Origin of the sequence: Micromonospora sp. NPDC049275, assembly GCF_043197115.1 — a bacterium.
GTDB lineage: Bacteria > Actinomycetota > Actinomycetes > Mycobacteriales > Micromonosporaceae > Micromonospora.
In genome coordinates, this window is sequence record NZ_JBICSN010000002.1 from 135,748 (window position 1) to 147,669 (window position 11,922).

Genomic DNA, 11,922 nt, shown 5'->3' on the forward strand with positions numbered 1-11,922 from the left:
TTCGGGGCGTACGACAGGAGGGCCGGAGCCGGTGTGGCTCCGGCCCCGACGGCCCCGCTGCGGATCAGCTCCGTTGTCAGGCCCGCAACGAGCCCGTGGCCGACCCATAGTCCGGCAGCGGCCGGATCCTGGGCTGCAGGCGGCGTTCCACTCGGGCCATCGCTGCGAGCAGTGGCAGCCGGGCCATCGTGTTGCGAGCCCAGATGCCGCGGCGGCTCTTCGGCGCGAGCATGCCGATGAAGAGGTTCGACTGGCTTCGCTCAACCGTCGTGCGGTAGCCCTGCTCGTACCGGCGGAAGGCGATCCGGTGATCCCCGGCAGCCGACGAGAGCTCGCCCGCGAGTCGATACGCGCCGACGAGAGACAGCGTCGCCCCGGCACCCGCAGCCGGTGACGCACAGTGCGCGGCGTCTCCGGCGAGGGCCACCCGCCCCGACGACCACGACGCCATCCTTACCTGGCTCAACGCGTCGAAGTAGAAGTCAGGATCGGCGAGTGCGCCTGCCAGCAGGTCCGGTACGAGCCATGGCAGGCCCGCGAACGCCTCGCTCAACAGGCGCTTCTGCTGCTCCACGTCGCGGTGGTCGTACGGGATCGGCCGGCTGCGGAAGATGAAGTTCGCCTTCGCCCCGGCATGGGTGCCGGAGCGGTAGATCGAGGCGGCCCGGCCGGGCATGTTGTAGAGGGTCACCCACCGCTGCTCACCCAGGGCGGGGTCCGCCTCGGCGAAGGCGAAGTAGTAGCCCAGGTGCTTGACGAACTGTGCTTCCGGGCCGAAGGTCAGGTGCCGCACCGTGGAATGCGTGCCGTCGGCGCCAATGACCAGGTCGAAGCGGCGGGTCGGCCCGTGCTCGAAGCCGACTGTCACTCCGTCCTCGTCCTGCTCGATGGCGCGGATGGAATCACCGAAGACGTACTCGACGTCCCTCGTCGCCTCGTGGAGGATCGCGGCCAGGTCACCGCGCATGATCTCTACCTCGGCGCTGGCGGCCCGCCGTTGGATGGCCCGCATGTCGATGCGGGCCACACTCCTGTTGGCGGCGTCCACGAACGACAGGCCGGTGACGTCGGTTGCCGCCGCTCGGATCCGCGGCATGATCCCCATCCGCTCGGCGACCTCAACTGCCTGTCCACGTACGTCAACTCCGTTGCCGCCCTCGCGCAGTCGAGGTGCACGCTCGACCACCGTCGGCGTAAATCCGTACCTGGCCAGCCAGTACGCCAGCGTCGGTCCAGCGATGCTGGCCCCCGAGATCAGAATCCGCCGGTTCATTGACTCCTGCCTTCTGGCATGACGAGGAGCACGCGGGTAGGGCGCGCGGCTTGCGTCATCCGGTGAGGGTTCGTAGTCTAAGTGAAATGCGTGTTCCACTTCACGATATGGAACGGACGTTTCAGATGTCAACCCCTGCCGGGAACGGTGTGACCCGACGTCGGGCGGATGCCGTCCGCAACCACCACCTCGTCCTGGAGGCGACCAAGGCGCTCCTCGCCGAGGGTGGCGCCGCCCTGACCGTCGACGCGATTTCGCGCAGGGCCGGCGTCGGGGCGGCTACCGTCGTTCGCATCTTCGGCAGCAAGGAAGCGCTCGTCGACGCCGCCGTGGCCGAGTTGCTCGAACCGCTCATTCAACGAGGCCGAGATGCGCTGTCCGAGCCAGGCGCCGAGCAGGCCCTTCGGGGTTTCCTCGTCGAGGCGATAGCGTTCCAGTCCGCCCACTGGGTCATGGGCGAGCGGCTCGGGGCGATGGAGTTGCCCGCCACGACGGCGCAACGAGCCGCTCTGGACAGGGTGGGGCTCGATCTGATCCGCCGGGCCCGCGACGACGGTGCCATCCGTACCGACATCGACGCCACGGTCGTCGCCGTGCTGATCAACGAACTGACCTATGCGATTGCGAGGTCGGCGTCGGCGTCGCGCGCCCTCGCCGAGAGCTACCTGACGGTGATCATGGACGGCCTCCGCCCCCAGCGAAAGCGGCCGCTTCCGGCTCGCTGATTCAAATTTTCATCGATCAGTCGCACTCTTGCGGGGAAGCATCCACTGCTGCCACGATGGCCGTCAATGCCTTCCGTCCCGAAGGAGTGGTCCTCATGGCGGTCTCCCGCCGCAGGTTCGTCACGTCCGTGCTAGCGGGGTCCGCCCTCGCCGCCACCTCCACCACCAAACTGCTCGCCAGCCCCGCGCGCGCCGCCAGCCCTGTCGGGGACGTGGTCGGCAAGGTGACTGTCGGCTACCAGGGCTGGTTCAGCGCGCCCGGCGACTCGGCGCCCATCGGCGGCTGGTGGCACTGGAGCCGCGACCGCTTCCAGCCGCCGTCGCCGTCGAACACCACGATCGTGTCCTGGCCGGACATGCGCGAGTACACGCGCAGCTATCCCACCGCGTACCCCAACCTCGGCAACGGATCGCCGGCCACCCTCTTCTCCTCGTACGACCAGCAGACGGTGGACACCCACTTCCGCTGGATGCAGGAGTACGGCTGCGACACCGCCGCGCTGCAACGGTTCAACCCGACGGGCGACGAGGGGCCGACCCGCGACGCGATGACGCAGAAGGTCCGCTCGGCGGCCGAGCGCTACGGCCGCAAGTTCTACATCATGTACGACGTCACCGACTGGTTGACCATGCAGACCGACATCAAGACCGACTGGACGACGAAGATGTCGGCGCACACCGCGTCCAGCGCGTACGCCCGCCAGAACGGCAAGCCTGTCGTCTGCATCTGGGGGTTCGGCTTCAGCGAGTCGAGCCGACCCTTCACCCCCGGGCCCTGCCTGGAGGTCATCAACTGGTTCAAGGCGCAGGGCTGCTACGTCATCGGTGGCGTGCCCACCTGGTGGCGGCAGGGCATCGAGGACTCCCGCCCCGGCTTCCTCGACGTCTACCACGCCTTCCACGCCATCTCGCCGTGGATGGTCTACCGCGCCCGGACCGTGGAGGAGCTGGACTCGTACTACAACAACGTCAACATCGGTGACATGGCCGACTGCGCGGCGCGCGGCATCGACTACCTGCCCTGCGTGATGCCCGGCGACCTCGCCGGTGGGCACCGCAAGCACGGCGACTTCTACTGGCGGCACATCTACAACATGGTCCGGCTCGGCTCCCAGGGCCTGTACGTGTCCATGTTCGACGAGTACAACGAGGGCAACCAGATCGCCAAGACGTCCGAGACGCAGGCCACCACCCCGGCCGGCGCGAACATCCGGGCGCTCGACGAGGACGGCGTGGCCTGCTCCTCCGACTACTACCTGCGCATCACCGGCGACGGCGGCCGGATGCTCAAGGGCCAACTCGCACTCACCGCCGTCCGCCCGACGCCGCCGATGGTAGGCACCCCGCCGCCGGTCACCGGAAACCTCGCGGCCGGCAGGTCCACCTCCGCGAGCAGCCAGAACGGCTCGTTCGCCGCCTCGAACGCGGTGGACTCCGACGCCGGCAGCTACTGGGAGAGCGGCGGCGGCTCGTTCCCGCACTGGTGGCAGGTCGACCTCGGCGCCAGCCACCCGGTCAACAAGCTCGTGGTGCGGCTGCCCGCCGCTTGGGGCGCGCGTACCCAGACCATCACCGTGCAGGGCAGCGTCGACGGCAGCTCCTTCTCCACAATCGCCGGGGCCTCCGCGTTCGCCTTCGACCCGGCCACCGGCAACACCGTCACGCGCACGCTGACGACCACCACGGCCCGCCACATCCGGCTGAGCATCGCCGGCAACACCGGCTGGGCGGCGGGCCAGCTATCCCAGGTCGAGGTGTACGCCTCAAGCGGCACCACGGACAACCCGCCGTCCGCCCCGAGTGGCCTCACGTCGACCGGCCGGACGTTGAGCAGCGTGTCCCTGGCCTGGACGGCGTCGACCGACGACAACGGCGTGACCGGCTACCAGGTGCGCCAGGGCGGCACGGTGGTCAGCACCGTCACGGGCACCACGGCGACCGTGAGCGGGCTCAGCGCCTCCACCTCGTACACCTTCACCGTCACCGCCCGCGACGCGGCCGGCAACACCTCGGCGGCCTCGAACGCGGTCACCGTCACCACCGACCCCCCGGCCAACTCCGACCTCGCCCGCGGCCGATCCACGAGCGAGAGCAGCCACGTCCAGAGCTACGGGTCGGGCAGCGTGGTCGACGGCGACGCGAACAGCTACTGGGAGAGCGCCAACAACGCGTTCCCGCAGTGGGTCCAGGTCGACCTGGGTGCGACGCGCACGGTCGGGCGGGTGGTGCTGAAGCTGCCGCCGTCGTCGGCTTGGGCGACCCGCACGCAGACCCTCGCCGTGACGGGCAGCGCTGATGGGAGCAGCTTCGGCACCCTTGTCTCCTCGGCGGCGCGGACCTTCAACCCGTCGACGGGCAACCAGGTGGCGCTGACGTTCGGCGCCGCGCAGACGCGCTACGTGCGGGTCACCGTGACCGGTAACACCGGCTGGCCGGCCGGGCAACTGGCGGCACTGGAGGTGTACGCCAGCTGACCGGTTGTGGGGGCGGCCGCCGGACGCCGACCGGCGGCCGCCACCCATGCGGCGAACGGGCGCAGCACTAAACTGCTTACCCGGCACGCAGTGGCGATGCCGGGACGGGGGCGGCGATGAGCACCGAAGATCGCATCGAACGGGCCAGGGTCCTCTATGAACACGCCGTGTTCAGCGGCGATGCTGGCGTGCTGGTCGACGCCGAACGGGACCTGGACGCGGTGGAGGCCGACGCCGCGCTGGCCCGGGGGCGGATCCTGCACGCGCGATTCCTCAACGAACGCGCCGTCATCGGCTCGTCACCCGTCGAAGACCCGGCTGAACTGCGGTTGTTTGAGCGTGCGATCGCGCTGTACCAGGCGCTGGGCGACACGCGCGGCCAGGCCGAGGCGCTGTTCTGGATCGGCTGCCTGCATCAGGTGATCCGGCGCGACAACGAGACCGCGGTTCCGTACCTGGCACGGTCCCACCGGATGGCGGCGCAGGTCGGCGACAAGCCCACTCAGGCCGAGGCACTGCGACACCTGGGCATCGCGGCGCACACGGCCGGCCGACTGGACGAAGCGCGCGAGCGGCTGGAGGAGTCGTCACGGCTGCGCCGTGAGGTGGGGGCGCTGCCGGGCGTGGCCGCGAACATGGTCGGCCTGGCCTACATCGCCGCTGCCCAGGACCGCCATGCGGACGCGCTCGCGACACTCGACGAGGCGAACGCCATCGCCCAGGCCCACGGCGCCCATGCCATCGTGCGGCAGATCGAGCAGGCAAGAACACAGATCTAGGCACTAGCCTCGACTGATGTCGTCGATCCGCCCGGTCGCCCTTGCCGTGCCACGTCGTGGTGAGGACCTGCTCGTGTTCGAGAGCCACGACTCCGCGAAGGACGAAACCTTCTACCGTCCCCTGGGCGGCGGGATCGAATTCGGCGAGACAGCCGAGGCCGCCGTACGTCGCGAACTGCGCGAGGAACTCGACGTCGAACTCCTCGACGTACGCCTGCTGGGCGTTCTGGAAAACCTCTTTCACGCGTTCGACCGCGACGGGCATGAGATCGTCTTCGTCTACGACTGCCGGCTCACCGACCAGTCGCTCTACGAGCGGGACACGGTCGGCGAGATACTCGACGAGCCGGGCACGAAAGTCGTGTGGCGTTCCTTGAGCAGCTTCACCGCAGGCAGCCCGCTCTATCCCGCAGGCCTCGCCGACATGCTTCGCGGCCGCTAGATCGTTCACCGGTATTTCTCCTCTTCACCCGGTGCCACTACTATCTCCTCCGCTCCCGGTCAATGGTCCCGAATGGAACCCCTGTCCGGAAACCTCCGGGCAGCCCAATGCTGGGATCTTGATTTGGTGGTCTTGTCGTACCGGGCCCCTACGTTGTGCCGATGACGCGATTCGTACAGCAGCCCGACTACGAGGGTGCGGAGTTCGTCGACCTGTCAATGGCCAGCGCAACCTTCCGCGAGGTGGATCTCAGCGGCGCCCGGATGCGTGGCGTGCTGCTGTTGGACGCCGACATCGACGGGGCGATCGACGGCCTGCGCGTCAACGGCGTGGAGATCATGCCATTGATCGAGGCTGAGCTGGATCGCCTGCACCCCGAACGGCTTCGACTGCAGCCAACCACGCCCGAGACGATGCGCGATGCGGTGGATGTCATCGAGGAGCTGTGGCAAGCGACGCTGCGACGCGCAAGCGTGCTGCCAGAGGAAGCCGTCCACAGATCAGTGAACGACGAATGGTCGCTCGCCCAAACCCTGCGCCACACGATCTTCGTCGTGGACGCCTGGTATGGCCACGCGGCGGCCCTTCGCCCGAACCCGTTCCATCCGATCGGCGTACCCGCATCGTTCACCACCAACGGCACCGAGTTCGGCATCGACGAGTCGGCCGCGCCCACCCTCGGCGAAATCCTCGCCGTGCGCGCCGAGCGGATCGCCGATCTGCGCGCATATCTGGCGCAGGTCACGCAGGAGGAGCTGGACCGCGTGCGGGGGCCGAACACCGCGATCGGCTGCCCGCCGCCCGCCGAACGTACGGCGGTCAAGTGCCTGCAAGTCATCTTCAGCGACCAGTGGGCGCACGTGCAGTTCGCCGACCGCGACCTGGCCATCCTGGAACAGGAGTATGCGTGATGCTCCGGGAGGTCCACTGCTGAGGCCGCGATCTGGCACAACTGGACCATCGACGCACCCGTCGAACGCTCCTTGATCGCCTACGACCATTGATGACCTGCCCAGAATTACCGGCAACGATCTAGGGGCCGCCGTCCACGACCCAGCTGTGGATACCTAGCCAGGCAGCAGCCGCCTCGGCACCACCGGGCCGCACGCCGGCCAACTCCGCCAGGCCGTCCGAGACGGAAGCGTTATGCACCGGTGCACGGTAGGCGATTGTGGAGTGGAGGAGCGGTCAGTCTCCGTCTCGCAGGGGCATCAGCACATCGATCCGGTCGTGGCGGCGGTAGTACTCGATGCACGGGCGCGTGTCGTCTCGGTCGGCCGTGCGCTGCAACTGTTCGAAGGTCGGCGTGAGCAGGGCATAGGCGGCGGGTTGCGGGCCACGCACGGTCGCGCTCAGGTATCGGCCGCCCGGAACGACGCCCGTTCGTAGGCCGAGGTGGTCGGGGGCGTCACCGGCCCGGATCTGTACGCAGCAGCGGTAGATGCCGGTGTCGTCGAACACGCCGAGGAATGTGCGTCCGCGCATCGACCCCAGCACCGTCTCCAGCTGGTCCCAGGCCGGCCCGATCTCGTCGGACCCGTCTCTTGCCTCGATGAACATGACAGGCGTCTCGGTGCGCTCGACTCGCCTGACCGGCAGGTGCATCCTCGGCCCTCCTCCGTCACGTGGTCCGCGTCGGAGACAAGCTACTCGCGACCTCTGACACTGTCTGGCCCGCGAACCCGGTCCGGCGGCACTGTTGAGCCGCCGGCGCCTGTTGGTCACGGGCCCTCGCCGCCGCACGGATGCTTGTGGCGACGTTGGCGGGAAGACGCTGCTCGGCCTCTCGGCGGGTGAAGAAGGGCGATGTCCTCCAACTCCTGCCTCGACAACGTGACGCCGTCAAGACTGGCGAGGGACCCGTCCAGGTCACCTTGGGGACGCTAGCGGGCAGGTTTCAGGTGGGCCGAGGCTCTAGAATTCGCGAGTGGGCCCCTCGTCCGAGCTAGCTGCGGCAACCTCGCAGCGCCATCTGCGGAATGTCCTACCCCGCCGCTGGCTGCACGTGCAGGCAGTGGCAGCCAAGGCGGAGCAGCTTGCGTGCCTGGTCGGAGACGACGCGGACGTGCTGACGGCTGCTGCGTGGCTGCACGACATCGGGTACGCCCCAGATATCGCAGATACAGGCTTCCACGCACTGGACGGCGCACGATGGCTTCGGAGGCATGGCTTTTCAGATCGGATCGCGGCTCTGGTTGCCTACCACTCCTGCGCTGTCCACGAAGCAGACGAGCGGGGTCTGGGACAGGCGTTGGCCAACGAGTTCCCGCGCGAGGAAACGGCGACTTCGGATGCGCTCTGGTACGTGGACATGACGACTGGGCCGGACGGCCAAGACCTCACCGTCGATGAGAGGCTGACGGAGATCCGGCAGCGCTATGGGCCGGACGACGTCGTGACACGGTTCTGGGAGAGAGCTGAGCCGATGCTCCGATATGCCATAAGCAGGACTCAGCATCGCCTGTCAGCTCAGCCGATGTAGGGGGCAGGACGCCGCTGAAGTCCATGGTCGACCCTGAGCCGCATCGACGGGTGGATTGGAAGCTGGTCCAGTTGGTCGCGGGCCATCCAGACCACGGACGAGGACTCGTCGCTGGTCTTGGGGTCGCCCGAGAGGTACTGGGCGCGGAAGCAGATTGAGAACTGCTGACGGACCTCGCCGTCGCTGTACTCCACCACGTGCCTGGGGTCGGAGTAGATCCCCACGATCTCGGTCACCTCGACCTCAATGCCGGTCTCCTCGCGCGTCTCCCGAACGGCTGTCTCGGCAATGAACTCGCCGAAGTCCTGAGCACCGCCCGGCAGTGCCCACAGGCCGTTGTCGGTCCGCTGGATGAGCAGCACTCGCCCCTGCTCGTCCTGAACGAAGACGGTCACGGCTACAACGATGCTGTTCGGCTTCGGGGCGTTCGCGTTGTTGAAGTGCTCGATCCGGGCCATGCCCTCAGCCTTTCTCGGTTGGCGACTCAGTGCTCGGGCCAGACGGCACGCTTCTTGCCGAGTACTCGGTTGAAGCTGGCGACGTAGCTGTCGAACAGGTCCCCACCTCCAAGCCGTCGCAGGTGCAGCATCGGCGCGTAAGCGGCCGGCGTGCCGTAGAGGTGGGTGTTGACCAGCATCTCGTCGTCGAAGCGGTAGATGGAGTTGTAGAGGATGGTGTCGTGGTAGTAGATCCCGACGTTGTCCAGGTCCCGAAGCTCTTTATAGAAGGCCAACGCGTTCAGGATCTTGTTGGACATGGCTGGGCCAATGCCCTCGGCGTCTCCACGCTCGGTGATGTGCTCGCCGTCCGGGTCGCCGAACAGCAACTCCACCTGCGCCCCGGCCAACGCCTTCTCGCGAAGCGTCGGGATCCAGCGGTGGTTGAACTCCGGGAGGAACAACCCTCCGTAGACCAGGACGCCGACCTGTCGGGTGGCCTGCTCCAAGAGATGCTGCCAGAGGTCGGTAGGAACGGCTCCGCGGCGCGGGTACACGTGGACTAGCTCCGACTGGCTGATCTGTACGGCTCGCTGCGTCGGAAGCGCGTCCGGCCAGAGGTACGACTCACTCTCGTTCAGCAGCTCGGCGATGGAGTGGCGATAGCGCGGGTACGGGTTGCGGGTCTGCGTCACCCACCGCTCGACGGTCTTCGGGTCGACACCAAGCTTCTCGGCCAGCGCAGATGCGGTCAGGCCCTTCTTGAGCATCCCGTTGCGAAGACGGTCGTTCGGCATCGCGTTTCCTGCTCACCGGGGTTTGGGACGGCATCGGGGACGACTCACCCTAACAAGGACGTCCCCACTCGTCCGTGACTCGCGGTGAGGTTGTCACTACCAATCGGCGGAGCCTGGTTCTGCAAGTCCTGTGGTCCAGACAGGACATGGGCGGTCCGGCCAGAGTTCGAAGCTCGCTTCACAGAAGCAGGGCTTGTCGTGCGCCGGTTGACGGAGGTGGGAATGCAGGGCGACGAGACGGCGAGCAAGGGTGAGCAGGCCGAGGCAGCCGAGCGGGAGGCTGCCAAGCAGCGCCTCCTGGCCCAGGCCGAGGCGGACCGCGTACCCGTGGAAGACACGACTCGTGCGGTCCCGGACCGGCGGTGGCGGCGTGACAAGCGATGACCTGCCGATCGGCCGCCGGGTCGCCCGCTGGCGGGTGCGGCGGTCGATGACCCAGCAGCAGCTCGCCGATCGTCTCCGCAGGTCGAAGAGCTGGGTCGACAAGGTCGAGCGGGGAGTGCGGGCCCTGGACCGGTACTCGGTGATCCAGGAGTTGGCCGATGTGCTGCGGGTCGACCCGGAGGTGCTGCTCGGCCAGCAGCCGCAGAGGACGCCGGTCGGCGCTCTCGAAGGGGTGGACGACATCCGAGCCGCTCTCGCCCGCTACGACGCCCCGGAGGCCGCACCGCAGACGACGGAAAAGGCGAGGAGGCAGGTCGGGTACGCCTGGTTGACCTACCAGCACGCGCACTACGCGCAGTTGGTGCGGGTGTTGCCGAGCCTGCTCGACGTCGTGCAGGGCGCGCGGTCACCGGAGGTGGGGGTGCAGACGTACCGGATCACCTCCGCCTTGCTGGTCAAGCTCGGCGAGGCCGACCTGGCCTGGCTGGCCGCCGACCGGGCGATGGCCGCCGCCGGTGACGATCCGGCGCTCGCGGCGACGGCTGCCGTGTCGGTCGGGCAGGCGCTGCGCGCGTCGGGCCGCGACCGTTTCGCCCTGGCCGCGACGCTCGCCGCCGCGAACCGCGTCCGGCCGCAGCGGTCGCCGGGGGAGTGGGCGGTGGGTGGGACGCTGCTGGTCCAGGCCGCCCTGGCCGCCGCCGGCTGCGGCGAGCACCGCCGCGCCGACGAGCTGGCCGACCGGGCCGCGGGCGTCGCCGCACACCTTCGGGGGTACGACGATCAGCACCGCACCAGCTTCGGGCCGGTCGCCGTCGAGTTGGCGCGGGTGCTGGTGGCGGCGCTACGGGGTGACGCCGACGAGGCGGTGCACCGGCATGTGAGGGTCGTTCGGCGGGACGGGTGGCGGCGGTTGCCGGCCGAGCATCGGGGCGCCTACCTGCTCGACGCCGCTCGGGCGTACCTCCAGATCGGTGACCTGCGCGGGGCGGCACGCGCCCTGGTCGACGCGGACAGTGTCGCGCCCGCTGAGGTCCGGTGCCGGCCGTTGGCGCGTACTCTCATCGCCGATGTCGCCCGTGCGCAGCCGGCACCGGCCGGCGTGGCGCGACTGGCGACGCTCGTCGGCCTCATTCGTTGACGGACGCGCGCCGGGCCGTCGCCCCGGCGCAGGTGCGGGCGTCCGTCGGCACTGCTTCGGCTACGGGTCAGCCGGCCAGTGCCGCGCCGATCGCCCGCACCTGCGCCGGCGCGACCGACGCCCAGTAGTCGGCGTCGTGGCAGCCCACGCCGATCGTCACGACCCCCGGGTCGGGCAGCCGGTCCCGCAGTGTCTGGACCGCGTCCGCGAACGGGTCGGCCGCGCCGATCGCGATCCGCACCGGCAGGCCGGCGAACTGCGCGGCGCGGGCCGTCACGTCGTACCGGGCCCACTCGTCGGGATCGTCGAACGCGCCGGCGTTGACCCCCTCCGCGTCGGCGTACGAGCGGAAGATCGCCGGTGAGGTGGCCACCACCGCCCGGAACCGGTCCGGATGGGTCAGCGCGGCGAGCAGCGCGCCGTACCCGCCCATCGACCAGCCGGCCACCGCGACCCGGTCGGTGCGCAGGCCGCGCCCGGCCAGCAGCGGCAGGAACTCGTCGACGAGCATGCCGAGCGGGTCGTCCGTGGCGTGCGGATGCCAGTAGCCGTCGCCGCCGTCCGGTGCGGCCAGCGCGAACGGGGGCACCCCTGCCGCGAGCGCGCCGGCCAGGAACTCCGGATACCGGGCGGCGGTGACGGCGGAGCGGGCGTCGGCCCCGTACCCGTGCAGGGCCAGGCAGACGGGCAGCCGCGCGCCCGGGGCGTACCCGGGTGGGTAGGAGGTGGCGAAGCCGACCTCCCGGCGGCGTGCCGTCGAGCGGAAGCTGCCGATGACCGGCGGCTGGGGCGTGCCCTGCGGCGCGGTCGGCGGTGCGGCGTCGCAGCGGCCCAGCGCGTGGTCGAGCACCGACCGGCCGGGCAGCACCTCGGCGTCCACCAGGGCGATGCCGCCCACGCCGAGCGCGGTGACGCCGCCAGCGGCGGCCACCAACTGGAGGAATCGGCGTCGACTGATCGGCATCCGGTCACCGTAGTGGCTGCGCTCCGA

13 protein-coding genes are annotated in these 11,922 nt (G+C 69.3%); 8 read left to right on the plus strand and 5 right to left on the minus strand.

Translation table 11 applies throughout. The features are described 5' to 3' along the window. Nucleotides 1-76: 76 nt before the first annotated feature. Nucleotides 77-1,273, minus strand: a complete 1,197-nt coding sequence (locus tag ACGFIE_RS06005) for an FAD-dependent monooxygenase (RefSeq protein WP_393291538.1) — start codon at nucleotides 1,271-1,273, stop codon at nucleotides 77-79. Nucleotides 1,274-1,422: 149 nt separating this feature from the next. Between ACGFIE_RS06005 and ACGFIE_RS06010 the strand changes: the two genes are divergently transcribed. From ACGFIE_RS06010 to ACGFIE_RS06030, 5 genes are all read left to right on the plus strand, one after another. Next, nucleotides 1,423-1,998 carry a TetR/AcrR family transcriptional regulator gene (locus tag ACGFIE_RS06010; RefSeq protein ID WP_393291539.1) on the plus strand — a complete coding sequence of 192 codons (576 nt, stop codon included), beginning with the start codon at nucleotides 1,423-1,425 and terminating at the stop codon, nucleotides 1,996-1,998. Nucleotides 1,999-2,093: 95 nt separating this feature from the next. Beyond that, the gene (locus tag ACGFIE_RS06015; RefSeq protein WP_393291541.1) at nucleotides 2,094-4,472 is read left to right on the plus strand and encodes a discoidin domain-containing protein; all 2,379 of its coding nucleotides are present in this window, start codon (nucleotides 2,094-2,096) and stop codon (nucleotides 4,470-4,472) included. A gap of 116 nt (nucleotides 4,473-4,588) precedes the next feature. After that, complete coding sequence (locus tag ACGFIE_RS06020) at nucleotides 4,589-5,251, plus strand: tetratricopeptide repeat protein (RefSeq protein WP_393291542.1); 663 nt, start codon at nucleotides 4,589-4,591, stop codon at nucleotides 5,249-5,251. A gap of 16 nt (nucleotides 5,252-5,267) precedes the next feature. After that, on the plus strand, nucleotides 5,268-5,693 hold the full coding sequence (locus ACGFIE_RS06025) for an NUDIX hydrolase (protein WP_393291543.1): 426 nt from the start codon (nucleotides 5,268-5,270) through the stop codon (nucleotides 5,691-5,693). Nucleotides 5,694-5,854: 161 nt separating this feature from the next. Beyond that, nucleotides 5,855-6,604 carry a DinB family protein gene (locus ACGFIE_RS06030; protein ID WP_393291544.1) on the plus strand — a complete coding sequence of 250 codons (750 nt, stop codon included), beginning with the start codon at nucleotides 5,855-5,857 and terminating at the stop codon, nucleotides 6,602-6,604. Between the two features lie 277 nt (nucleotides 6,605-6,881). Here the strand turns inward: ACGFIE_RS06030 and ACGFIE_RS06035 are convergent, their stop codons facing one another. Then, nucleotides 6,882-7,298: a hypothetical protein gene (locus ACGFIE_RS06035; protein ID WP_393291545.1), complete on the minus strand. Its 417-nt coding sequence runs from the start codon at nucleotides 7,296-7,298 to the stop codon at nucleotides 6,882-6,884. 322 nt (nucleotides 7,299-7,620) lie between these two features. Here ACGFIE_RS06035 and ACGFIE_RS06040 point away from each other — a divergent pair, with 322 nt between their 5' ends. Next, nucleotides 7,621-8,175: an HDIG domain-containing metalloprotein gene (locus tag ACGFIE_RS06040; RefSeq protein ID WP_393291546.1), complete on the plus strand. Its 555-nt coding sequence runs from the start codon at nucleotides 7,621-7,623 to the stop codon at nucleotides 8,173-8,175. On the opposite strand, the gene ACGFIE_RS06045 is transcribed toward ACGFIE_RS06040, so the two are convergent. Continuing rightward, entirely contained in the window at nucleotides 8,163-8,633 is a 471-nt protein-coding gene (locus ACGFIE_RS06045) for an NUDIX hydrolase (RefSeq protein ID WP_393291547.1), read from the minus strand. The two genes, ACGFIE_RS06040 and ACGFIE_RS06045, sit on opposite strands and share 13 nt — an antisense overlap. Nucleotides 8,634-8,659: 26 nt before the next feature. Further along, a complete protein-coding gene (locus tag ACGFIE_RS06050) occupies nucleotides 8,660-9,409 on the minus strand; it encodes a helix-turn-helix domain-containing protein (RefSeq protein ID WP_393291549.1) in 750 nt (249 codons plus the stop codon). 198 nt (nucleotides 9,410-9,607) lie between these two features. Here ACGFIE_RS06050 and ACGFIE_RS06055 point away from each other — a divergent pair, with 198 nt between their 5' ends. Next, nucleotides 9,608-9,793, plus strand: a complete 186-nt coding sequence (locus tag ACGFIE_RS06055) for a hypothetical protein (protein ID WP_393291551.1) — start codon at nucleotides 9,608-9,610, stop codon at nucleotides 9,791-9,793. Next, nucleotides 9,780-10,931 (plus strand): helix-turn-helix domain-containing protein, encoded by a 1,152-nt coding sequence (locus ACGFIE_RS06060; protein WP_393291553.1) that lies wholly within the window; start codon nucleotides 9,780-9,782, stop codon nucleotides 10,929-10,931. Before ACGFIE_RS06055 ends, ACGFIE_RS06060 begins: the two co-directional genes overlap by 14 nt. Nucleotides 10,932-10,998: 67 nt before the next feature. Here ACGFIE_RS06060 and ACGFIE_RS06065 read toward each other — a convergent pair whose 3' ends face one another. Continuing rightward, nucleotides 10,999-11,895: an alpha/beta hydrolase gene (locus ACGFIE_RS06065; protein WP_393291554.1), complete on the minus strand. Its 897-nt coding sequence runs from the start codon at nucleotides 11,893-11,895 to the stop codon at nucleotides 10,999-11,001. Nucleotides 11,896-11,922: the final 27 nt, after the last annotated feature.

What these genes read in the sequence shown, in the direction of transcription:
- ACGFIE_RS06005 (WP_393291538.1), bottom strand. Translation starts at nt 1,273, where the DNA reads ATGAACCGGCGGATTCTGATCTCGGGGGCCAGCATCGCTGGACCGACG.
- ACGFIE_RS06015 (WP_393291541.1), top strand. Translation starts at nt 2,094, where the DNA reads ATGGCGGTCTCCCGCCGCAGGTTCGTCACGTCCGTGCTAGCGGGGTCC.
- ACGFIE_RS06020 (WP_393291542.1), top strand. Translation starts at nt 4,589, where the DNA reads ATGAGCACCGAAGATCGCATCGAACGGGCCAGGGTCCTCTATGAACAC.
- ACGFIE_RS06025 (WP_393291543.1), top strand. Translation starts at nt 5,268, where the DNA reads ATGTCGTCGATCCGCCCGGTCGCCCTTGCCGTGCCACGTCGTGGTGAG.
- ACGFIE_RS06030 (WP_393291544.1), top strand. Translation starts at nt 5,855, where the DNA reads ATGACGCGATTCGTACAGCAGCCCGACTACGAGGGTGCGGAGTTCGTC.
- ACGFIE_RS06035 (WP_393291545.1), bottom strand. Translation starts at nt 7,298, where the DNA reads ATGCACCTGCCGGTCAGGCGAGTCGAGCGCACCGAGACGCCTGTCATG.
- ACGFIE_RS06045 (WP_393291547.1), bottom strand. Translation starts at nt 8,633, where the DNA reads ATGGCCCGGATCGAGCACTTCAACAACGCGAACGCCCCGAAGCCGAAC.
- ACGFIE_RS06050 (WP_393291549.1), bottom strand. Translation starts at nt 9,409, where the DNA reads ATGCCGAACGACCGTCTTCGCAACGGGATGCTCAAGAAGGGCCTGACC.
- ACGFIE_RS06065 (WP_393291554.1), bottom strand. Translation starts at nt 11,895, where the DNA reads ATGCCGATCAGTCGACGCCGATTCCTCCAGTTGGTGGCCGCCGCTGGC.